The sequence below is a fragment of the Abiotrophia defectiva ATCC 49176 genome, assembly GCF_000160075.2.
In the GTDB taxonomy this organism is placed as follows: domain Bacteria; phylum Bacillota; class Bacilli; order Lactobacillales; family Aerococcaceae; genus Abiotrophia; species Abiotrophia defectiva.
Genome location: NZ_KI535340.1, coordinates 474308 through 496417, shown reverse-complemented (window position 1 = coordinate 496417; position 22110 = coordinate 474308). Strand labels below are relative to the sequence as shown.

The 22110-nt window shown below is 44.3% G+C and carries 19 protein-coding genes; 17 read left to right on the top strand and 2 right to left on the bottom strand.

Annotated elements, in window-relative coordinates; translation table 11 throughout:
- The first annotated feature begins 115 nt into the window (after positions 1–115).
- The 3 genes from GCWU000182_RS02245 to GCWU000182_RS02235 all read left to right on the top strand — a co-directional run bounded on the left by GCWU000182_RS02245 (position 116) and on the right by GCWU000182_RS02235 (position 3849).
- On the top strand, positions 116–760 hold the full coding sequence (locus tag GCWU000182_RS02245; RefSeq protein ID WP_023391115.1) for an HD domain-containing protein: 645 nt from the start codon (positions 116–118) through the stop codon (positions 758–760).
- A 2-nt stretch (positions 761–762) separates the two neighbouring features.
- Entirely contained in the window at positions 763–1944 is a 1182-nt protein-coding gene (locus GCWU000182_RS02240) for a class I SAM-dependent rRNA methyltransferase (protein ID WP_035363930.1), read from the top strand.
- Between the two features lie 90 nt (positions 1945–2034).
- The gene (locus GCWU000182_RS02235) at positions 2035–3849 is read left to right on the top strand and encodes a serine hydrolase (protein ID WP_035363929.1); all 1815 of its coding nucleotides are present in this window, start codon (positions 2035–2037) and stop codon (positions 3847–3849) included.
- A gap of 64 nt (positions 3850–3913) precedes the next feature.
- Here the strand turns inward: GCWU000182_RS02235 and GCWU000182_RS02230 are convergent, their stop codons facing one another.
- Positions 3914–4426 (bottom strand): FUSC family protein, encoded by a 513-nt coding sequence (locus GCWU000182_RS02230; RefSeq protein WP_023391112.1) that lies wholly within the window; start codon positions 4424–4426, stop codon positions 3914–3916.
- Between the two features lie 132 nt (positions 4427–4558).
- Here GCWU000182_RS02230 and GCWU000182_RS02225 point away from each other — a divergent pair, with 132 nt between their 5' ends.
- From GCWU000182_RS02225 to GCWU000182_RS02210, 4 genes are all read left to right on the top strand, one after another.
- On the top strand, positions 4559–5077 hold the full coding sequence (locus GCWU000182_RS02225; protein ID WP_023391111.1) for a hypothetical protein: 519 nt from the start codon (positions 4559–4561) through the stop codon (positions 5075–5077).
- A 37-nt stretch (positions 5078–5114) separates the two neighbouring features.
- Positions 5115–5807, top strand: coding sequence for a glycoside hydrolase family 73 protein (locus GCWU000182_RS02220; RefSeq protein ID WP_023391110.1), 693 nt, complete (start codon positions 5115–5117; stop codon positions 5805–5807).
- Between the two features lie 75 nt (positions 5808–5882).
- Complete coding sequence (locus GCWU000182_RS02215; protein ID WP_023391109.1) at positions 5883–7016, top strand: ATP-grasp domain-containing protein; 1134 nt, start codon at positions 5883–5885, stop codon at positions 7014–7016.
- A gap of 187 nt (positions 7017–7203) precedes the next feature.
- Positions 7204–8040 (top strand): DUF368 domain-containing protein, encoded by an 837-nt coding sequence (locus GCWU000182_RS02210; RefSeq protein WP_023391108.1) that lies wholly within the window; start codon positions 7204–7206, stop codon positions 8038–8040.
- A gap of 29 nt (positions 8041–8069) precedes the next feature.
- Here GCWU000182_RS02210 and GCWU000182_RS02205 read toward each other — a convergent pair whose 3' ends face one another.
- Positions 8070–8900: an AraC family transcriptional regulator gene (locus GCWU000182_RS02205; RefSeq protein WP_023391107.1), complete on the bottom strand. Its 831-nt coding sequence runs from the start codon at positions 8898–8900 to the stop codon at positions 8070–8072.
- Positions 8901–9162: 262 nt separating this feature from the next.
- Here GCWU000182_RS02205 and GCWU000182_RS02200 point away from each other — a divergent pair, with 262 nt between their 5' ends.
- The 10 genes from GCWU000182_RS02200 (at position 9163) to GCWU000182_RS02155 (ending at position 22071) form a co-directional block, all read left to right on the top strand.
- Positions 9163–11373, top strand: a complete 2211-nt coding sequence (locus tag GCWU000182_RS02200; RefSeq protein ID WP_023391106.1) for an alpha-galactosidase — start codon at positions 9163–9165, stop codon at positions 11371–11373.
- A gap of 217 nt (positions 11374–11590) precedes the next feature.
- Positions 11591–13702 (top strand): transglycosylase domain-containing protein, encoded by a 2112-nt coding sequence (locus tag GCWU000182_RS02195; RefSeq protein WP_023391105.1) that lies wholly within the window; start codon positions 11591–11593, stop codon positions 13700–13702.
- Positions 13703–13879: 177 nt separating this feature from the next.
- Complete coding sequence (locus tag GCWU000182_RS02190) at positions 13880–15220, top strand: Mur ligase family protein (RefSeq protein ID WP_023391104.1); 1341 nt, start codon at positions 13880–13882, stop codon at positions 15218–15220.
- A 19-nt stretch (positions 15221–15239) separates the two neighbouring features.
- Positions 15240–15911 carry a type 1 glutamine amidotransferase gene (locus tag GCWU000182_RS02185; RefSeq protein ID WP_023391103.1) on the top strand — a complete coding sequence of 224 codons (672 nt, stop codon included), beginning with the start codon at positions 15240–15242 and terminating at the stop codon, positions 15909–15911.
- 253 nt (positions 15912–16164) lie between these two features.
- Complete coding sequence (locus GCWU000182_RS02180; protein WP_035363925.1) at positions 16165–17256, top strand: PTS transporter subunit IIC; 1092 nt, start codon at positions 16165–16167, stop codon at positions 17254–17256.
- A 28-nt stretch (positions 17257–17284) separates the two neighbouring features.
- Positions 17285–18316, top strand: coding sequence for a branched-chain amino acid aminotransferase (locus GCWU000182_RS02175; protein ID WP_023391101.1), 1032 nt, complete (start codon positions 17285–17287; stop codon positions 18314–18316).
- A 199-nt stretch (positions 18317–18515) separates the two neighbouring features.
- Positions 18516–19091: a thymidine kinase gene (locus GCWU000182_RS02170; RefSeq protein WP_035363922.1), complete on the top strand. Its 576-nt coding sequence runs from the start codon at positions 18516–18518 to the stop codon at positions 19089–19091.
- 11 nt (positions 19092–19102) lie between these two features.
- On the top strand, positions 19103–20182 hold the full coding sequence (prfA, locus tag GCWU000182_RS02165) for a peptide chain release factor 1 (RefSeq protein ID WP_023391099.1): 1080 nt from the start codon (positions 19103–19105) through the stop codon (positions 20180–20182).
- Positions 20166–21029 carry a peptide chain release factor N(5)-glutamine methyltransferase gene (gene prmC / locus GCWU000182_RS02160; RefSeq protein WP_023391098.1) on the top strand — a complete coding sequence of 288 codons (864 nt, stop codon included), beginning with the start codon at positions 20166–20168 and terminating at the stop codon, positions 21027–21029. Before prfA ends, prmC begins: the two co-directional genes overlap by 17 nt.
- Before the next feature lie 19 nt (positions 21030–21048).
- Positions 21049–22071 (top strand): L-threonylcarbamoyladenylate synthase, encoded by a 1023-nt coding sequence (locus GCWU000182_RS02155; RefSeq protein ID WP_023391097.1) that lies wholly within the window; start codon positions 21049–21051, stop codon positions 22069–22071.
- Positions 22072–22110 lie beyond the last annotated feature (39 nt).

Here is a 22110-nt window from a genome sequence, read left to right as displayed (position 1 = left end):
CCTCAGCCTTCTTATCAAGGACTGAGGGATTTTTTCTGCTTAAGCAAGTAAACACTGGGTGCTAGCCTTGAGCAGGACTCTTATGCTAGAATACAAGAAAGGAGTGTGACGGGGAATGGATTTAGGAATCATTGAAGCTTTTGCGCGTCAACGTATGGCACAAGATAAGACAGGGCACGAAATTCAGCACCTTGAACGTGTGGTTGCCAATGCTCAGCGTTTGATGGTGGCTGAATCACAGCCCATTAAAACCTCCATTGTGCTAGCTGCAGCTTGGTTGCATGATGTTATTGATGATAAGGTGACATCAAATCCAGCTCAAGCGCGCAGAGAAGTAGCAGAGCTTCTAATACAAGCAGGAGCAACTTTACCAGAGCGAGATACTATTTTAGAAATTATGGACCGTCAGTCTTTTAGCAAAAATCTGCAAGAAAAACAATCTCTATCACTTGAAGGGCAAATTGTACAGGATGCAGACCGACTAGATGCCTTAGGGGCAATTGGCATAGCTCGTACCTTTTATTATGGAGGTTCACGAGGACATGATCTCTATAATGACTTGCCTCCTCGTGATTTGTCCCAATTAAGTCAAGAAGATTATCGTCAGAATCAGAGCAGTCTGGCGCATTTTGATGAGAAATTATTAAAGCTAGCTGACTTGATGAATACTGCCTCAGGCCGTGCTCTAGCCCAAGAGCGAACAGTCTTTATGCGTCAGTACCTGGCACAATTCTGGGCTGAAATCAAAGGAGAATGTTAGAGATGGATATGCTAATATTGAAGAAGAAAGTCAGTCAAGGGCTGAAAAAAGGCAAGGTGCTGATTCGTCTTGCTGATGTCATTGAGCCAGAAGTAGCTGAGCGGCTATCCGAAGGAAGCATAGTAGGCTTAAAGTCAGTAGCAGGTGAGTGGCTGGGACTCATGCTAGTCGGACGCCAGCAGAAAGGACTGGGGTGGCTGCTAACTCGAGACAGTCAACTAGATGATAACTGGGTGGAGAAACGGGTTCAAGCTGCCTTGTCTCAGCGCCATTCCTATTTCAATCGTTCAGACTTAACTGCCTTTCGCTTAGTTAATGGAGAAGGAGATGGATTGGGCGGGGTGACAGTGGATTGGTATGCAGGATTTATCCAGCTTAACTGGTATTCTCAAGGAATTTATCATTACCGCGATGAGCTAGTATCAGCTCTTAAAGCTCATGTTTCCGACATCTTGGGAATCTATGAAACTCAGCGCTTTGATCAACAAGTGGCTGAGCAAGCTATTAACCATCTTGAGGGGCAACTTGCACCTGCCCCAGTCATTATTCGTGAAAATGGCATTCACTATGCTATCCATCTCGGACAGGAATGGATGACCGGACTCTTCTTGGATCAACGACAGGTGCGAGACTATGTCATGCAGGGAGCTGCTGGTAAGAAAATTCTAAACCTTTTCAGTTATACAGGTGGCTTCTCAGTAGCTGCTGCAATGGGGGGCGCAAGCCAAACTGTTAGCGTAGATGTGGCTAATCGAAGCCTAGCTAAGACCCAGGAAAACTTCGCGTTGAATGGGATAGAGGCGCCTAGTCAAGCGCATGAAATTCGTGTCATGGATGTCTTCGACTATATCCGCTATGCTAAGCGTAAAGGACTGACCTTTGACCAAGTTGTGTGCGACCCACCTAGCTTTGCTCGGACGAAGAAATATACTTTTTCTGCACTTAAAGATTATGGCCGGCTTGCGGCAGATCTTTGGTGTTTGGTGGCCCCAGGTGGTCAATTAGTCTTATCTACCAATCACTCAGCCTATTCTTTAGAGGACTTTAAAGCAGATTGCTTGGCAGCTTGTCCAGACGCTGAACTATTGGCTCATTTTGGCTTGGGAGAGGATTTTCCGCGGTCAGAAGATGAGCGCAGTGATTACTTAAAAGTATTAGTCCTGGCCAAGGGGACCAAGGGCTAATTATTGTGATAAGGCGCTTTAATTTTTAGCTTTTCTATGATAGAATTGTAGAGAATAGGTAGCAACCTAATTAGAGGAGGGATTTAAGATATGCAATGTCCAAACTGTGGCAAGCCAGTCAGAAGTAAGACGCACTGTGCCCGTTGTGGCTACTCCTTCACGGAGAAGAAAGTGGTAAGGGAACCACATCAACAGGCTGAAGATGCTTTTGATCCAAATGCAGTCATGCCTCATGATGATTTGCATGAGACCATGGAATATGAAGCTTGGCGTAACACCCAAGAACTGAAGAATTTTGATCAAGAAGCGGTCAGTCAGTCTTTAGATTTCCAAACAGAGGATGAAGACGAGGAATTAGTACCTGAATTCAAACCAAAACGTCGGAGTGGCTTTATGCGAGTGATTTTCAGCATCTTACAAATGGTAGCGGTGCTTATTCTCTTGTTCTTAGCTTTCTTGTATGGCCCTGAATTGCCTAAATATTTACCACAAGCTTTGAATGCAGTCGGGATTAAGTGGGGTAATCAAAATACGGAAACTCCTGCCTCCTCGACCTCTAGCCAAGTGGCGCAAGAATCTAGCAAGGAAGAAGCAAGTACTGCGACAGGTCTGCAGGCCAAAGATAAAAAAGTGGATGTTTCTAACTATCCATTTGTAACCTTAACCCTGACCTTCGAACGCCCGTTAGAAAACTTAACGCGTGATACTTTCAAGTTCTCCGTTGATGGGACTGAATTGACAGAATATTCTTTGGTTAAGGAATCCAATAATCTTGTCTTACGTTACGTTGATCCAAGCTATCAAATTACTAAATCGACAGGTACTAAAGTCAATGTTGCCATTAAGGCTGATAGCTTAAGCTATAATGATCAAGTTGACTATCAGACACCTGATCTAGGCTTAAGCCAAGACCAAGTTAAAGCCTTAGATACAGCTTTCAAATCGGACAGTAAGCAAATCCTTGCTTTACAAGAAGTAGGTAGCAAGGCTCCTTACTTATCAAGTACCAAGTCTACAGAAGCCTCCAACCTTTTTGCTTGGTTTGTTTTAGCTCGGACTTATCAATTGATTGATGAGAAGAAATTCGAATTGACAACCGAAGTTGAAATTCAGGAATCCTTGCGTATTGGGACAGGGGAGACGGCGATGTCAACTCATGCAATCGGCTCTAAGATTAGTATCCAAGAGTTGATTGATGCAGTAGTCGTTTCTCAAGATGCCACTGCTTTAAATTACTTAATTCAACAAGTAGGGGGAGCCAATGAGTTAAATATTTGGCTTAACAGTCAAGGCTACTATTCTACTAAGATGAGCGCTAACTTAGGTGTGAACGACTCTGGTGATATCACAGGTGTGGCAACAAGTGCCTATGATTTGACTAACTTGCTTAATCAGTTAGCTCAAGACAAGTTGGTGAACGAGAAGGTCAGCGCGGCAATTAAGGAAGCAGTTCTTAAAACGCCAGTGTCTACTAAGTTCCCAGCGGACTTGACGACTGTCACTCGTCGTTATGAGATGACAACACCTGATCAAGTAGGGTCTATGCATCACTATGCCGCTATCTTAGAGATGAATGGTAAGTCAGTGATTGTCGTAGTTCTGGGTGCTCCTGGACAAGGTGAAGCTGGTAACGCTAATGTTGCGACAATCGTAAAGACCTTAGCTGAACTTGACTTAGGCCAATCTACTGCTAATGAATCTAGCTCATCAAGCAGCGATTCTTCATCAACTAGCAGCTCTTCAGGGCCTGAATTACCTACTCAGGCTGAGCTTAACAATCCAAATGTGGAACCAGCTCCAGTCTTCGATTACTTTGATGATGATGGTGACGGCGTTCTTGATTCTACGCCACGACAAGGGCGTTGGTATTGGGACACTACTCGCGGAACCTGGCTTTACTATTAATACAAAAAAAGAGCTGAGACGAATAATTCTGTCTCAGCTCTTTTTGGTATAAGGATTCGGTAAACTACTGAGCCTGTTTCTTCGCTTGAGGATTTGGCAACAGGCGGTTAACCAGAATGGCAATGGCAGAACCAATGATAGCATCTAAGATTCGATTGGCACCATAATCTAAAAGGTGTTCTTTGGGCGTATTAAGGAAAACGACAAAGAATGTTGCACTCGAATTAATGACGCTAGCTGGATGGTTGAAGGCATTACAGAAGACAATGATTAAGAGAATTCCTAAACTGGCACCTAAAACCCGATAGATAGGTAAGGGGAGATTCATCCAAAGGGCAATTTGTGTCAATAAGATAGCAATAATAACTCCGAGAGTATTACCAAAAAGGCGGATACGGCCAAACTTAACGGAGGTCTCATGCTCAGTTCTTAGGGTAAAAACGGCTGCGATAGCTGCCAAAACGGCGGGTTGGCGGTGTAAAAGTTCGAAGAGGGTAATAGTTAAGCCGACCGCAATCATGGTCTTAAAGGTTCTCATTCCAACTTTAAAGGCTTTAGGGTCGAAATTTAGTTTCATATAGCTTATATTCCTTTGTAGACTTTCTTAGGCTTAAGTGTACCAAAAAAAGAACTTATGGACAAACCATTTGATAGTTCACCTAAAAGGTGTATAATGGAAGGCAAGTAATCCATTAACGAGGTGATAAAAATGAACCAAGCCCTTATCAGTATTGTGCTCAATGCCGTCAAAGAAAAATATGTAACGGAGAAGGCCTTTTATACAGATAAACTCGGCATCAGTGCCCAGAGTTGGGATCGCTTCAAAAAAGGGGAGCAAGGTCTCAAATATGAGAATGTTAAAATCTTATCAACTCTCTTCACTGATTACGAATGGATGCTCGTGCAAAAAGTCGTTCGTAACGCTGAACGTCTGAGTGATGTCATGGCCAATCCTGTCAAAGAATATCAGTACCTAAAGTATCAGATTGCCCGCCGTTGGATTCATCAAGGAATGGCCCGTATGGAATGGCACCATAGTGAACCTAATGAGGAATCATCTAGTCGCAAATCTAATATGATGATTTTACAAGTGATTGCGGATTATCATATCTGGGGCTATAGTGATGTCTTAGAATTGCGATTGCCAGGAATTATTCGCCAACAAATTGAAGGTGATGAGATTAAACTCTTAGAGTGGTTTGATGATCAGCTAAATGGACAACTCTAAGACCTAGCAAGAGAATAATAGAGTAAGGAGGTGACCCATGGCCAAAAAAGGTAAAAGCTACTATGCAAAGAAGAAAAAAGCAAGTAGTGGCTGGAACTTAAAAAAACTCAAAACTCGCTGGCGGAAGTTTCGTCTAGCCCTTTACCAGAAATTGGGCAAGGGTACCCTGCTAGCTATTGGACTTGTGTTGTTTTTATTTTTGACCTACCAAGTGATTCAAGATCGGGGTGGTCAGCCGGAGAATAATAACCAAGTGCAACACCTCAATCGGGAATCATTTGTTCAGAAATTAGTTCCTACTGCTCAACGTTTGCAGAAGCAGTATGGCGTTTTAGCGAGTGTTTCCTTGGCACAAGCTATGGTTGAATCAGATTTTGGACAGAGTCAACTAGCAGCTAATTACTATAATCTATTCGGGGTCAAGGCTGAAGCCGGAGATCCCGATGGAGTGGATTTAGAGACTAAGGAATTTGTTAATAATGAGTGGGTAACCATCGTTGATCGGTTCAAAGTCTACAAATCTTGGGAAGACTCTCTAATTAAGCACGCGGAACTGATCTTTTACGGAACAACTTGGAATGCCAAGCAATATCAAGCGGTATTAGAGGCTAAGGACTACCAGTCTCAGGCAAGGGGTTTACAGTCTTCTGGTTATGCAACAGATCCAGACTATGCGGAGAAGTTAATTGCGGTTATTGAGGAATGGCAGCTAACCCAATATGATCAATGAGTTGATAATTTTTCGTGGGTTTAAGTGACAAAATGTGTTACACTAGTAAGGTAGAAAAATGAAGGAGGCAGCGATATGCCAGAGAAACATTACCCAGGCGCAACTGTAGGGATCATCGGGTCCAGCGTCCATGCTGCGCTCCTAGCCCAAGCAGCTGGTAAATTAGGTTACCGTGTAGCTAGTTTGGTCTTGAATCCTGAAAATTTAGTGCGGCAATTTGCCACCTGGCAGACAGTGGCTGAGGCATATGATGAAGCAACCTTACGCTTTTTTGCGGGGCGCATTGATACCGTTATTGTAGAGCCTGGGCTCTTATCCAATTTGGCATTTAAGGTCTTAGCTGACATTACAGATGTCAGTTTATCAGAAGATCTACGGGCTATTGCTACAGACCGACTTATCGAAAAAGCCTATCTAGATGAGAAACGTTGCTTAGTGGCGCCTTTTGCTATGGTGACATCGCTAGAGGATGTCAAGGAAGCAGTTGAGTTCATTGGCTTTCCTTGCTATCTCAAATATACGCAACGTCACATTGAAGCTGTGAGCAATCACCTCATTCTCTATAGCGAGGCTGACTATGAAGCTGCCCAAGCCAAAATCGCACTGGGCACCTGTATTCTTGAGGCCTGGATTCCTAGCGAAAAAGTGGTCTCCTTATCGGTCGTTCGGAACGAGCGTGGAGAACTCCTAGTCTATCCGCCATTCGAACAAGTTCAATCTAGTGCTGTGAGCGGCACTCAGGTCCGCTACCCAGTCAAACTCCATGAAGAAGTAGAGCGTGAAATCCGCCGCTTGGGGCGCTATTTAGTAGAAACCCTGGCCTTGGTAGGTTGTATGACCATTGATTTTCTGGTGACGTCTGCTGGAGTAGTTTATATTAATAGTGTTGAGATAGGGGCTAAGGATGCCGCAATGTTTACCCTAGGTGCCATGTCCTTGTCCTGTTATGAAGCCATGGTGCGCTCAGTAGTCGGATTGCCTCTGCCTAGTCTAGTACCTTTGGCTGATGCGGCCATCTCCCTGCCGCTAGAGGCCTTAAACGCTGAGCAGGTGATGACTCAATATATGTTGCGTACTGACTGGGGCTTTGCTCTCTTCAATCCAATGGGACGTAATCCACTCGATTTAGAAGGGCAAGTCATTGTCACAGGGGAAAGTTTGGCTCATTGTCAACGTCAGATTGAGTTGACGGATATCTTGAAAAAATAAGAAATAGGTAGCCTGATGGCTGCCTATTTTTGCTTATAAGTGTCATGAAGTCGTTTCTAGAATTAAGAAAATATCCGCCAAACTTAGCCCCAGCCTTGCATTCTGAGCTAATTCACGCTAGACTAGAGAACAGGGGTTTTAGACATTTGCTTAGAATGAAAGATTGCATAAGGAGGGTTTCCATTTGATGGAAAATCAAGAAGAAAAACAACAACCTTTTCTCTATCGCTTTTTGGTAGGGATACTGATTGGCTCTGGCTTTATTGTGCCAGGGGTTAGTGGCGGGGCGCTTGCTGCTATCTTTGGAATCTATGAGCGCATTATTGGTTTCTTGGCCAACTTAACAAAGAACTTTAAGGAAAATGTTCTTTATTTTATTCCGGTAGGACTTGGGGCGCTTTTCGGTATTGTTCTCTTTTCCTTTGGGGTCAGCTACCTATTAGCTAACTATGCTACTATTGTTTCTTGGTTCTTTGTCGGCTGTATCCTAGGATCCGCACCTGCTCTTTGGCGGGAAGCTGGTAAAGAAGGGCGCAGCCACAAGGACTTATGGGTCTTGGCTGGATCTTTTATCTTTGGGATTGTGCTTTTACAGTTTGGTAGCCATCTCTTTAATGGTCAAGTCGAGGCTAACTTCATTTCTTGGTTTATCTCCGGGGCGTTGATTGCTTTAGGGATCCTAGTGCCTGGCCTTAGCCCATCTAACTTTATCCTTTATATGGGACTCTATGAGAAAATGGCGACAGGATTTAAGCAGTTAGACTTAGACGTTCTGATTCCGATTGGTTTGGGTGGCTTAGCGACCATTATCTTGCTTTCTAAGTTAATTGAGCGTATTTTCCGTAGTCACTATAGTGTCTTCTTCCATTTTATTTTTGGGATTGTCCTTGCTTCAACGATTGAGATTATTCCAAGAGAGTACACTGGCTTTGGCTTGCTCCAATACCTGCTCTGCTTCCTTACCCTGCTTTTGGGGACAGGGATGGGTTGGTGGATGGCCCAACTCGAAGAAAAATATAAGTAGAAAAAGCCCGGGAAACCGGGCTTTTTTCTTTAGGCATAGAGCTTGCGCCAATCGTAGGGGGCCAATCCTTTGACTCTTTTAAAGGCGGCCGAGAAGTTGAATTGGTTGGCATAACCGACTTGTTGGGCAATAGATTGGATGGATAGCTTACGATTAGTCAGGAATTGACAGGCAATATTCATGCGGTAGTTAAGAATAAATTGAGAAGGAGTTAAGCCCATTTCCTGTTTGAATAACTTGCTGAAGTAATTGCGATTCAGATTGCAATGTTGTGCTATATCATCAATTGAGATAGACTCCGCAAAATGATCTTGAATAAAGCGAATGGCCTCGCGAATATAAAAGTTGTGAACATCATTCTGGGGTATGAGTTGGGTGTGGTTAGAATAACGAATCAGGGCATCCATGACTAGGTAGAGTTGGCCGATTAAGAAAGACTCATGTTGCTTAGGGTTATTAATCAATTGCATGAGGGGTGCCATGATGTTATCTTGTACAGTCTGTTGCTTAGGTTTAAAGAGATAATTAGAAGCATTAAAGCCCGCTTCCTGTAAGAAGTGCTTTGCTTTTAGCCCATTAAACTCAATCCAACAATAGGCCCAAGGATCGGATTCATCCGCTTCATAGGCACAAATGCAGTCAGGTGTCATCAAGAACCCCTGCCCTGCAGAGAGTGTTTGTGCCTTCTGGCCTACCAGTGAAAAGCGCCCTTGGCCAGATAGAATGTAATGGAAGAGATAGTTATGGGTTTGAGTGGGCCCCATGCGATGCAAGGGGGCGCAAGCTTCTCGGCCAAATTGAATAGGGTAAAGTTCAATAGATGTTTTGCTGTGGAAGACATAAAATTCTGCTTGGCTCATAGGAATCCTCCTTTTCTCAATTATAGTAAACGCTTTAAAGTTTAGTCAAACTTTTATATTCGCCAAAGCGTTATTATATATCCAAAAATTATCGAATGTCTTAAAAACGAATAAAGAAAGTGACATATGGCTATTCGATGGTTTGGAATGACATGTTATAGTTAGCTTAAACGAAGTTCATTATGACAAGGACTTACTTATCAATTATTCTTGGGATTAGGAAACCGTAGACACTCATTTTTTCGAAAGGAGCACATAAACAATGGAAGTTATTTTCGATAGTAGTCAACAAGTCTTCCACCTACGCAACCAGAAGCTGTCATATCTGATTCAGTTGGAACGTTTTGGTTATGTCACTCATCTCTATTTTGGCCAGCGTTTGGAACATTACAGTGGCATAGCGGCTTATCCGCGGATTCATCGCGATTTTGAAGTGGAATCGGTCGAATTTGGAGCAGATGTACGTGATTTCTCGGTTGGGAATTTGCTTTATGAATATAGTCAATATAATCGTGGGGATTTCCGGCACCCGGCCCTAGTCTTACGTCATGCTGATGGCTCCACGGTCAGTGATTTTCGGTATGACCGTCATGAAATTGTGGCGGGCAGTCCAAACTTAGAAGGTCTCCCTCATGCGAAAGTAGATGGAGGTCAAGAGGCAGTCACTCTCAAACTCTATCTAAAAGATACACTTAAATCGCTAGAACTCGTCTTGTCCTATACGATTTTTGAGGGGCAGGCAGTAGTGGTGAGGTCAGCTACTCTTTGCAATAAGGGCAGTGAGACAAGTCGAATTGAGAAAATTTCCAGTTTTCAATTGGATTTATCGCCACGTCAAGCAGAACTTATCCACTTAAACGGTACCTGGGCTCGGGAACGATTCGTGGAGCGTGAGGCTATCCATCATGGTATTAAAGTTCTAGATAGTAAACGAGGAACGAGCAGCCACCACCAGAGTCCTTATATGGCTATCGTAGCGCCTGAGACGACTGAACATTTAGGTCAGGCTTTGGGTGCCCAGCTCATTTACAGTGGCAGCTTTGAGATGTCTGTTCAGATGGACTCCTATGATCAAATTCGACTTCAGGCCGGCATTCAATCGCTAGGAATGGATTGGGAGTTGGCTCCTGGGGAAAGCTTCCAAACTCCACAGGTTGTCTTGGCTTATAGTAATCGTGGTTTGAATGGCTTATCCCAAGCTTATCATGATTTTGTCAGTCAGCATTTGATTCCGAGCCGCTTCCGTGGTGTGGAAAGACCGATTCTCATAAATAACTGGGAGGCAACCTATTTTGACTTTGATCAACCTAGATTGCATGCCTTGATTGACCAAGCAGCTGATCTTGGAGTTGAACTCTTCGTCCTAGATGATGGTTGGTTCGGCCAACGTAACCATGATAATAGTTCGCTGGGTGATTGGTTTGAACAGGAAAGTAAATTGCCACAGGGCTTGGTAGGTTTATCGGATTATGTCCATGGAAAAGGGATGAAGTTTGGACTCTGGTTTGAACCTGAGATGATTTCAGAAAATAGTAATCTCTTTCGAGAGCATCCTGAGTGGGCCATCCAGACACCCAATCGAAGTTTGACACCTGGTCGTCAGCAGTTAGTCTTGAATATGGCCAATCCAGATGTCCGAGATAACCTATTCCAACAGATTAGCAAAATCCTGAATCAAGTACCGATTGACTATATCAAGTGGGATATGAACCGTCATCTTACTGAAGTCTATGCTCTACATTTACCTAGCCAAGCTCAGGGACAGGTAGCTCATCGTTATACTTTGGGGGTCTATGATCTCATGGAACGGTTGACTAAGGCCTATCCTCACATTCTATTCGAAAGTTGTTCAGGCGGGGGAGGTCGTTTTGACTTAGGTATTCTCGCCTATATGCCACAAACCTGGACGTCGGATAACACGGATGCTGTAGAGCGCCTGAAGATTCAGTACGGGACCTCTATGATGGTGCCACAGCACACCATGGGAGCCCATGTGTCCGCAGTGCCTAACCATCAGACACATCGTGTGACCCCTCTCGCGACTCGGGCTCAGGTCGCCTACTTTGGTGATTTTGGTTATGAGCTTGATTTAACCAAACTGCCAAAAGAAGAACTTGAAAGCATTCGACATCAAGTGAACTTCTACAAGCGACATCGTGCTCTCTTCCAGTTTGGTCGTTTTAGTCGCTTGCTAAGTCCTTTCCAGGATAAGCTGACAGCCTGGATGGTGGTTAGCCCAGAGCAAGATCAGGCAATAGTCTTGTTGGCTCAGACTCTAACTCAAGCTTCCATGCCTTTGCAGGTGCTTAAGTTACAGGACTTGTGCCCAGAAAGGCGCTATCAAGTGAAATCAGAGGAGCAGGAATTTGTCGCTACCGGGGCAGAACTGATGCAAGTAGGCTTCTATGTCTTTCCACAATTGGTGGGTGACTATGCCAGTCGACTCTACCACGTCAAGGCATTAGTAGATTAAGAATTAGACAGTCAGCACCTGGTTTCAGGTGCTGTTTTTTAGGTCTTGAGGTAAAAATAAACTTCCCATTATATCATATATGATATAATGGGAAGTTTTCTTATTAGTTGTTTTCTAAGAAATACTTAAATTTTCACGCTTAGCAGTCAAAATTCATAAGAAATTCGTAATTTTCCAGTATAATAAGGGACATGAATGAAGTAATGAGGTGATCATAATGGCCAGTCAAACAAGTTTTAGAAGCCGTCTTTGGCAAGGCTTCAAAGGCATCTGGCGGTATTACCGTGGCTGGAAATGGTTAATCCTTATCGGCATGTCAATCATGCTAGTCATGTCGACCTACCTGGTTTTTATCGCTAAGACGACCAATGTGGCTATGCTACAAGATGCACTCAAGACGGTTACGACCATCTATGATAAGAATGACCAAGAAGCTGGGACACTGAGTGCCCAGAAGGGAACCTATATAAATTTAGACCAGATGTCTACTACTATACGTGAAGCGGTGGTGGCGACGGAAGACAAGCGATTTTATCAGCATAACGGATTTGATGCCCAAGGGATAGGGCGCGCTCTAGTGCGATTTGTAATCAATCGTAATACCTCTGGCGGGGGCGGCTCGACCTTGACCCAACAATTGGTTAAAAATGCCTTCTTGACCCTAGACCAAACCTTGCAACGTAAGCTTAAGGAATTCTTCCTAGCCTTGGAAGTCGAGAAGCAATTCAGTAAAGACCAGATTCTAGAGATGTACCTTAACCATGCCTACTTTGGCAATGGGGTCTGGGGTGTCGAAGATGCCTCGCAACGTTATTTTGGTCACTCGGCAGCGAGCCTGTCTTGGAATGAGGCAGCGGTTCTGACAGGTATTCTCAAAGGGCCATCACTCTTTAACCCTATTGATGACTACGAGGCGGCAATCGAACGCCGTAACGTAGTGGTTGGTCTCTTGGAACAGGAGTCAGTGATTGATAGTCAAACGGCGCAGTCAATTAAATCTTCGGGTATTGAACTTCATGATGCCTATGTGGCTAAGGAGCAGGACCAATATCCGGCCTATTTCGATGCAGTGTTAGATGAGGCGGTAGCTGAAACAGGGATTCCTGAAGCGGACTTGCTGGCTAAGGGCTATAAGATTTATACCTACCTGAATCCTGAATATCAAAATGCATTGGATTCAGCCTATCAAGTGCAGGGGATTTTCCCAGATGATAATACGGGCACCCCCTTAGTACAGAGTGCCTCAGTTGTGGTAGAACCTTCAACAGGTGGTGTGATGGCCATCTACGGTGGGCGAGGTGATTACGTTCACCGTGGTTTTAACCGGGCAACTGACATGAGACGCTCGCCAGGTTCTACAATCAAGCCACTGGCGGTCTATGAGCCAGCGCTTGAGGCAGGTTATAAAATTAATAGTCAAGTGCCTGACCAAGTACGAGCCTATGGTAACAACCATTATGCACCTGAGAACTATGATCGTCAGACGGATCCATCTGGTCAAGTCCCACTTTATTATGCCTTAGCCCAAAGTAAGAACACTTCGGCCGTCTATTTAATGGACCAACTGGGGATTGGTAAGTCAGTGCAAAAATTAGATCAATTTGGTCTCAAGATTCAAGCTCAAGACCAACAACTCACCTTGGCCTTAGGCGCCCTCAGACAAGGGGTATCGCCTTTGCAGATGGCCAGTGCCTATGCAGCCTTTGCCAACAAGGGGATTCGTAATGATAGCTACTTAATTCGTCAAATTAAAGACGCTAGTGGCCATATTATCTATCAGAATACCCGACCAACGAAATATATGGTGATGACACCACGAGTAGCGGCTGATATGACTAGCATGATGTTAGAAACATTTGGCGGTAATGGGACTGGTTATGGAGCCGGACCTAGTTTTGGCCAAATTGCGGGTAAAACAGGGTCGACAGAAGTTTCGGATGGCAATATGCAAACTCGTGATAAATGGATGATTGGTTACACGCCAGATTTTGTTATTGCCTCTTGGGTAGGCTTAGATAAGTCCGGGGAGCAATCACTGGATGACTTAATGCCTAACGGCATGCGCCAGCTCTTCTCTATTCAGACTACTAATCTTATGTCGGCATCGCCACAGACCTCTTTTGGCTTGGAAATGGCTTCGCAAATGACGACCGACTCCAATCCAATTGCTGATGCGGTTCAGCACTATAACGTTGGAGAAACAATTGATCAGGGCGCTAAATGGGTTAACCAAAATGCGGGTAACCTATGGGACGACATTGTCTTCACCACCAAGGAAGCTGTGCGTGGTGTGGGTGATTGGTGGCGCTCGATTGACTGGCCATTTTAAGAGAAAGAGTCAAAGAAAGCAGGGACCTCGTTCCTTGCTTTTTGCTGGCTAGGGGGATAAAATAGAAAATGAGTTTTGCGTCTCAAATTCTATGATGCGCTTGTCTTATTAGGTCCCTCTGCAGGCCTATTTATTAGCTTAATGAATCCAAAATTTTGAAGTTGAAGGAGTCTCTTTATGACCTTACGAAGTAAATTAGCGACCGGAGTAGGTCGCTTAACCCGCTGGGCTCTCACGACCTTTACCAGTGGTGGTTCTAGCCTGCCAGGTAAATTAGCTCTTGCTCTTGACCCAAATCTTCTAGCCGAGTTGGCAAAGAACTATGATGTCGTCATTATTACTGGTACTAACGGTAAGACCTTAACGACAGCACTAACGGTACACGCCTTAGCTCAGTCTTACGACCACATCCTGACTAATCCAACAGGTTCTAATATGAAGCAAGGGATTGTGTCCACCTTCCTGTCTGCACCTGCTTTGCCTAAAGGACAACGAGGTGTAGCCGTTCTGGAAGTCGATGAGGGCTCCCTTAAACACGTGGTTAGGGCACTAGCTCCTAAGGCTTTTGTCCACACCAACGTCTTTCGAGATCAAATGGACCGTTATGGTGAAATCTATACTATCTATAAACTTATGGCGGACGCTGCTAAGCAAGTGCCAGAAGCAACTGTGATTGCCAATGGGGATTCACCACTCTTCAATTCAGTGGCTTTGCCTAATCGTCGAGTATACTTTGGTTTTGATCATGAAGAGGACCATGAGGTAACGCCCCACTATAATACGGATGGTATTCTCTGCCCAGAATGTCAGCATATCCTTCACTATCACAGCAATACCTATGCCAATTTAGGGAAATACTATTGCCCGCATTGTGGCTTCAAGCGTCCAGATTTAAGTTATCGCGTGACGGCTCTGGAAGAATTAGCGCTGACTCATTCTCGTTTTGTCATTGAAGGGCATGAGTATGCTATTCCAGTAGCAGGGCTCTATAATATCTATAATGCCCTAGCAGCCTATAGTGTGGCTCGTGAATTTGGTGTATCTCCTGAGGCCATTGAAGCTGGCTTTAAGCAAGCAGAGCGGGTGTTCGGCCGTCAAGAGTTCTTTCAAGTAGGGGATAAGAAAGTCCTTCTTAACTTGGTTAAGAATCCAGTCGGATTGGATCAAGTTTTAGCACTTATTAAATTGGATCCAGAGCCTTATAACTTAGTGGCCATTCTCAATAACCGCTATGCAGATGGAACAGATGTCAGCTGGATTTGGGATGGTCATTATGAACAGATGGTTGATTTCCCAATTCAAGAAGTTTATACAGCAGGGATGCGGGTTAAGGATATGACCAAGCGTCTTGAAGTAGCAGGACTTGATTCAGAACGCATCCATGAGTTAGATAGTCTTGAGGCGGTTGTTGCGGCTATTGAAGCGAGCACGACACCACATATTCATATCTTGGCTACCTATACCGCCATGTTAGATTTACGTAAATTACTAGTAGCCAAGGGCTACCTGAAACAATAAAACGGGAGGGCTAGATTGAATGAAAACTTTACGAATCTGCCATCTCTATGGCAATCTCTTGAATACCTATGGAGATAATGGTAATCTCCTCATGCTGCAATACCATGCCAAACAAGCCGGCTACCGAGTAGAAACCGATTTGGTTAGTTTAGGTGATGACTTTAAGGCGGATGACTATGATATTGTCTTTATTGGTGGTGGGCAGGATTACGAGCAAGGCATTATTGCGCGCGATATTGGCCGTCTAAAGGACGAATTAGCGCGTTATATTGAATCAGATGGCGTCTTGCTTGCCATTTGTGGTGGCTTCCAATTTTTGGGTCAATACTATATGACAGCAGAAGGGCAGAAAATTGAATGCCTAGGTATTTTTCCACATAAGACAGAACGCCAAGAAGGCACTCGCTTCATCGGGGATATTGAAATCTATGATGAAGTCAATCAAGTGACTTATTATGGCTTTGAAAATCATAATGGGGTGACCACGCTGGGTCCCAATCAAGCACCGCTTGGTCGCGTAGTGACCGGTCATGGAAACAATGGCCAAGACAAAACCGAGGGTATGCACTATCGCAATACTTATGGTAGCTATTTCCACGGCCCGCTTCTAGTACGGAATGAAGGTTTAGCAAAACATTTGGTGGCATTGGCTATTGCCAATCATGAAGCTAAGAAGGCGTCTAAAGCCTAAAGGATTAAAAAGAGACTAGTTGCCTAGTCTCTTTTCTTGTGCCTTAAGTAAGAGGTGATGGCGGATCTCTGAAGAAATTTCACAAACACAATCTCAGGATGTAGGTGATTAAATGAGAAGTTCGTGATAACAATTTACTAGCTTTGAATTCTGTGTTTGTCCTTCTAAGGATTATTTTCAGAAAAATGAAAAACTACCTTGCAATAAGATTAGAAATACGTTAAAATTATGGCATCCTAAAAAGAAAAGAGGTATCTCTATGACGAATGAAAAGACCAAATCGTCTGCCTATAATTTTATAAACAATGTATTGAATGGGACAGCCATTGCTATCGTAGTAGCTTTGATTCCTAATGCAGTCTTGAAGGCGGCGCTCACAGCCCTTCAGAGCAATTACCCTGCTATTAAGCCATATTTAGTGGACTACTTAAATATTATTACCATCTTCCAGTTCTTCATTCCTGTTATGGCCGGGTTCTTGATTGCACATCAATTCAATATGAAACCAATGCAGATGATTGCGGTCGGTGGGGCTACCTTTATCGGGTCTGGCGCTTGGAAAGCGGTTGAAGCAACCATCGGTGACAAGACAGGCCAAATCTTCCAACTTGCCGGGACAGGAGATTTGATTAATGCTATGGTAACGGCAGCTCTTGCGGTAGCTGTCATCCAATTAGTGGGCCACCATTTTGGTGCCTTAGAAATTATCCTCTTACCAATTGTGGTAGGTTCCGGAGTCGGTTTACTTGGTTACAAGCTCCTTCCATATGTTAAACAAGTGACAGATACGATTGGTCACGTAATTGAAACCTTCGTACAATATCAACCATTCGTAATGAGTATCTTAATTTGTATGTCTTTTGCTATCTTAATCTTAACCCCAATTTCAACCGTCGCAATCGGCTTAGCTATTTCCTTGACTGGCCTATCAGCTGGGGCAGCTTCCATGGGGGTCGGGACTACGGCTCTATACTTAGTCTGGGCAACTCATAAGAAGAATAAGCCAGGTGTTCCAACAGCGATTGCTTTGGGGGCTATGAAAATGATGATGCCTAACTATCTGACTCATCCAATTATGTCAGCCGGGCTGCTCTTATCTTCAGCTATTACAGCTGTTTTGGTTCCTGTCTTTAACTTGACAGGGACACCACAAACCTCTGGTTTCGGTTTAGTTGGTTTGGTTGGCCCAATCGCTTCCTTACCAAGTTTAGGAAATAACTTCTTGCTCATGCTCCTCATCTGGGTGGCTGTGCCAGCAGTGGTAACTTTCCTAGTTCACTTCCTCTTCACCAAAGTCTTGAAACTCTATGATGAAGAAATTTTCGTATTCAAAGGTTCTAACTAATCTCATTATTATATTGGAGGAATAGACAATGACAACACCAGAACAAATGGATTGGAATAACTTAGGTTTTGGCTATACTGATACGGGCAAACGTTATCGGGCTTACTACCGCAATGGTGCTTGGGAAAAGGGCGGCATTACAGAAGATGCCACCATTACCATGAGTGAAGCGGCTAACGTTTTACACTATGGTCAAACATGTTTTGAAGGTTTGAAGGCTTACCGCACCAAATCTGGTGAAATTAACCTTTTCCGCGTTGATCAAAATGCGGCACGGATGCGTCGTTCTGCTGAGCGTCTCTTGATGCCAGCCTACCCAGAAGATTGGTTTGTTGAAGCAGTTAAAGAAGTGGTAGCAGCCAATGCGGATTGGGTGCCGCCTTATGAATCAGGTGCGACACTTTATATCCGTCCTTTCCTCATCGGCTTGGGTGCATCAATTGGGGTTTCACCTGCAGATGAATACCTCTTCGGAATTTATGTATCTCCTGTAGGCGCCTACTTCAAGGGTGGATTAACGCCAAGTAACTTTGTTGTATCGGATTATGACCGTGCAGCGCCACAAGGGACAGGGGCTGCTAAGGTAGCAGGTAACTATGCTGCCAGCCTCTATCCAGGTAAGAAGGCTAAATTAGATGGATATACTGATGCCATCTATTTGGACCCAGCAACCAAGACTAAGATTGAGGAAGTTGGGGCAGCTAACTTCTTCGGGATTACTAAGGATAACAAATTCGTTACGCCATTATCTCCTTCTATCTTGCCATCTATTACCAAGTATTCGCTCTTATACTTAGCCAAAGAACGCTTGGGCTTGGAAGTAGAAGAAGGCGATGTGTATGTTGATCAATTAGATCAATACGTAGAAGCTGGCGCTTGTGGTACGGCTGCCGTTATCAGCCCAGTTGGCTCAATCACAGTTGGCGATAAGAAGTATGTCTTCCATTCTGAAACAGAAGTGGGGCCAATCACTAAACGTCTTTATGATGAATTAGTGGGCATCCAATACGGAGATGTTGAAGCTCCAGAAGGCTGGATTCAAAAAGTACCAGTTAAATAATCAGGATTAAGGGGCAGGAACTCAAGTTCCTGCCTTTTTGTTATGGAAAAATTATAGGTTCAGAAGGATAGAATTTCAGATGGGTTGAGCTAGCTAGCTTTGCTGATTCTTTGATTGACTATTGAGCTTTTTTCCCTTATCATTACTAGTTGGGACAGTGAAATTTGCGCTTAAAAATACCCAAGAAAGGATGCTTAGTGTGGCACAGTTTTATTTTAAGTATGGCGCCATGAATAGTGGGAAATCGATTGAGATTATTAAGGTGGCCCATAACTACGAAGAACAAAATAAACCGGTTGAACTTTTTACCAGTGCCATTGATACGCGAGTTGATGTAGGAATTGTCAATAGTCGGGCAGGGTTCCAACGCCAAGCCACGCCTATTACAGAGGACATGGACCTATTTGAGACCATTAAGGATTTGACGCCTAAGCGTTACTGCATCTTAATTGACGAATCGCAATTTCTCAGCAAAGAACACATTTTACAGCTAGCGCGAGTAGTGGATGAACTTGATATTCCAGTCATGTGCTTTGGCCTTAAAAATGACTTCACCAACGAACTTTTTGAAGGGTCAAAATATCTCTTGCTCTACGCTGATAAGATTGAAGAAATTAAAACCATCTGTTGGTTCTGCCACCGCAAGGCCATAATGAATTTGCGGATTTCAGATGGCAAGCCTGTTTATGAAGGTGAACAAATTCAAATCGGGGGCAACGAGTCTTACTACCCCGTTTGCCGTCGCTGTTACAAGAATCCCGGATTAATTAAGTAAAGGAGACCACTATGTTTGAACAATTGGATGCCCTCATTTTTCGTTTTGAGGAATTACACGAATTACTCAGTGACCCAGAAGTCATCTCGGACTCCAAACGTTTGCGGGAACTGACTATTGAAGAAGCTGACCTGAGCCCTAAGGTAGCAAAGATCAAACGCTACAAGCAGGTCCAACAAGAAATTAAAGATACTGAAGAGATGCTAGGTGAAGGCTTAGACGCTGATATGGCTGAATTGGCTAAAATGGAATTGGCAGAATTAAAGGCTGAAAAACCTCGTCTAGAAGAAGAAATTAAAGTCATGATGTTGCCTGAAGATCCAAATGATGGCAAAAACATTATCATGGAAATCCGTGGTGCAGCGGGCGGGGACGAAGCCCAACTCTTTGCCGGTGACCTACTCAATATGTATACGCGATACGCTGACAGTCAAGGTTGGAAGGTTGAAGTCTTAGATGCTAATATTACCGGTATCGGAGGCTATAAGGAAGTCAGCCTCATGATTACCGGCCATAAGGTTTATAGCAAGCTTAAATTCGAAAACGGGGCTCACCGTGTGCAACGGGTGCCGGAAACTGAATCTCAAGGTCGTGTACATACCTCTACCGCCACTGTAGTCGTGATGCCTGAGGCAGAAGAAGTCGACTTAGACCTTAAGGATGCCGACATCCGGGTAGATATCTACCATGCTAGTGGGGCCGGCGGTCAGCACGTCAACAAGACTGCTTCAGCGGTTCGCTTGACTCACTTGCCAACTGGGGTGGTCGTTGCGATGCAAGATGAGCGGAGCCAGCTTAAGAACCGGGAGAAGGCCATGAAAGTCTTGCGCGCTCGTGTCTATGACATGCTCCAATCAGAAGCTCAAGCAGAATATGACTCCAACCGTAAATTAGCTGTTGGTACAGGTGACCGTTCTGAACGAATTCGGACCTATAACTACCCACAAAACCGGGTAACTGACCACCGCATTGGTTTAACCATTCAACAACTCGATGCCATTATGTCGGGGAAATTAGATGAAATTATCGACGGGTTAGTTCTGTTTGACCAAACCCAAAAATTGGAGGAGCTCAATGGCCCTCAAATCTAATGCAAGCCTGGCTGAAGTACTCAAGAGTGCTTCAGTTTTTTTGGAAGAAAGAGGGTTTGATGGCAACCTAGCCCAGTCTTATTGGCTACGGGTCTTTGATTGGACTTTAACGGACTTGGTAAGGCAGCTTCATCAGGTTCCTAACCAGGAAGACTATGAGACTTTTCAAGAGGTTTTAGAACGCCTGGTGACGCATGAGCCCTTGCAGTATATTCTGGGTTATGAAGACTTTGATGGTCGCCGTTTTAAGGTGACACCAGCCGTCTTAATTCCACGGGAAGATACGGCAGGTATCTTAGATTTAGCAGCCTCTTGGTTAGAAAAGCATCCTAATGCTAGCCAAGCTCTGGATTTAGGGACGGGATCTGGTATTCTAGCCATTAGTTTAGCTTTGCGCCATCCACAACTTCAATTGACCGCGGGCGATTTATCGCCTGAAGCCTTAGCTATTGCCAAAGAAAATGGCAAAAGTCTTCAGGCCACTATTGACTGGCTGGTGACGGATATCTGTCAAGGCTTGCCTCAAGATCGAACCTATGATTTAGTGATATCCAATCCTCCTTATATTAGTGAGACAGAATTAGATTTAATGGATGAGTCGGTTAAACGCTATGAGCCGTCTATGGCCTTGTTTGCTGAGCAAGGGGGCTTGGCTTTCTATCGCCAACTGGCTAAGCAAATTGGGCCCTATCTCAAACCAATTGCTTGCTTGATTCTAGAGATTGGTTTCCGACAAGGGCAGGCGGTCGTGGATATATTTCGTCAAGCCTTCCCACAAGCCAAGGTTAGTTGCCATCAGGATTTGAATGGCCGAGACCGCTATGTCCAAGTAGAGATTAATGAATGAAAGGAGATGACCTCCTAAGATGTTGACCAAGAAATTTCGTTTAGGAGAATTAGATGAAGCAGCCGCTCTCTTAAGAAGAGGCGAGCTAGTCGCCTTTCCCACCGAGACAGTCTATGGGTTAGGTGCTATCGCAACTAAAGAGCAGGCTGTGGCTAAGGTCTTTCAAGCTAAAGGTCGTCCTAGCGATAATCCACTCATTGTTCATGTTAAGGATGCCCAACAAGTCTTGGACTATGCGGCAGAGGTTCCTGAATTAGCCAAAGAGCTAATGGAGCGCTTTTGGCCAGGCCCTTTAACCATTATTCTGCCTGTTAAGCCTGGTGTTTTTCCTGCCAATGTCAATAATGGACAAGATACAGTTGCTTTCCGCATGCCAAATCAACAGTCGGCCTTACGCCTAATTGACTTAGTAGGGACGCCTTTAGTTGGTCCGAGTGCCAATTTATCAGGTAAACCTAGCCCTACAAGTGTCGATCATGTCATGCAAGACTTTGATGGCCTGATTGCGGGCGTAGTGGCTGGCGATACGGATCAAGCCCAAATTGGAGTTGAATCGACAGTAGTCCGACCTATGGCTGACCGATTGGTAATTCTCCGCCCGGGTGCAATCACTCAGTCCATGTTGGCTCAAGTATGCCCAAATGTTCAAGAATTCTCAGTAGCAGAGCAATTAGCTGCCCCTCATCTCCAATCACCAGGCGTTAAGTATCGCCATTATAGCCCTAAACAAGAAGTTTATTTGTTTGAGGCTACTGAAGATAGAGCTAGACTTCGGGCTAAGCTAGTGGCCAAGGGTGGGAAAGTCGGGCTATTGGCGGATGATTCAATCATTCAGGCCTTGGGTCATCAGAGTCCAGTTGTTGCAACTTATTCCTTAGGTCAGCCTCATGATGCGGTCAGTGCGACGCGTCAACTATATGCCGGTTTACGGGCCTTAGAAGCAAGTGGCTGTGATTGGATTTTAGCACAGGCAACCTTAGATTCAGAAAAATATCATGCCTATATGAATCGATTGAACAAAGCAGCCACAAGTATGTTATAATAGGAAGCAGAACATAGGTTGGCGGGAGTCAACCAAGAA

Coding starts and splice junctions, on each gene's coding strand:
- GCWU000182_RS02240 (WP_035363930.1), top strand. CDS start 763: ATGGATATGCTAATATTGAAGAAGAAAGTCAGTCAAGGGCTGAAAAAA.
- GCWU000182_RS02245 (WP_023391115.1), top strand. CDS start 116: ATGGATTTAGGAATCATTGAAGCTTTTGCGCGTCAACGTATGGCACAA.
- GCWU000182_RS02155 (WP_023391097.1), top strand. CDS start 21,049: ATGTTGACCAAGAAATTTCGTTTAGGAGAATTAGATGAAGCAGCCGCT.
- GCWU000182_RS02175 (WP_023391101.1), top strand. CDS start 17,285: ATGACAACACCAGAACAAATGGATTGGAATAACTTAGGTTTTGGCTAT.
- GCWU000182_RS02230 (WP_023391112.1), bottom strand. CDS start 4,426: ATGAAACTAAATTTCGACCCTAAAGCCTTTAAAGTTGGAATGAGAACC.
- GCWU000182_RS02190 (WP_023391104.1), top strand. CDS start 13,880: ATGACCTTACGAAGTAAATTAGCGACCGGAGTAGGTCGCTTAACCCGC.
- GCWU000182_RS02200 (WP_023391106.1), top strand. CDS start 9,163: ATGGAAGTTATTTTCGATAGTAGTCAACAAGTCTTCCACCTACGCAAC.
- GCWU000182_RS02215 (WP_023391109.1), top strand. CDS start 5,883: ATGCCAGAGAAACATTACCCAGGCGCAACTGTAGGGATCATCGGGTCC.
- GCWU000182_RS02205 (WP_023391107.1), bottom strand. CDS start 8,900: ATGAGCCAAGCAGAATTTTATGTCTTCCACAGCAAAACATCTATTGAA.
- prfA (WP_023391099.1), top strand. CDS start 19,103: ATGTTTGAACAATTGGATGCCCTCATTTTTCGTTTTGAGGAATTACAC.
- GCWU000182_RS02225 (WP_023391111.1), top strand. CDS start 4,559: ATGAACCAAGCCCTTATCAGTATTGTGCTCAATGCCGTCAAAGAAAAA.
- GCWU000182_RS02235 (WP_035363929.1), top strand. CDS start 2,035: ATGCAATGTCCAAACTGTGGCAAGCCAGTCAGAAGTAAGACGCACTGT.
- GCWU000182_RS02210 (WP_023391108.1), top strand. CDS start 7,204: ATGGAAAATCAAGAAGAAAAACAACAACCTTTTCTCTATCGCTTTTTG.
- GCWU000182_RS02195 (WP_023391105.1), top strand. CDS start 11,591: ATGGCCAGTCAAACAAGTTTTAGAAGCCGTCTTTGGCAAGGCTTCAAA.
- GCWU000182_RS02185 (WP_023391103.1), top strand. CDS start 15,240: ATGAAAACTTTACGAATCTGCCATCTCTATGGCAATCTCTTGAATACC.
- GCWU000182_RS02220 (WP_023391110.1), top strand. CDS start 5,115: ATGGCCAAAAAAGGTAAAAGCTACTATGCAAAGAAGAAAAAAGCAAGT.
- prmC (WP_023391098.1), top strand. CDS start 20,166: ATGGCCCTCAAATCTAATGCAAGCCTGGCTGAAGTACTCAAGAGTGCT.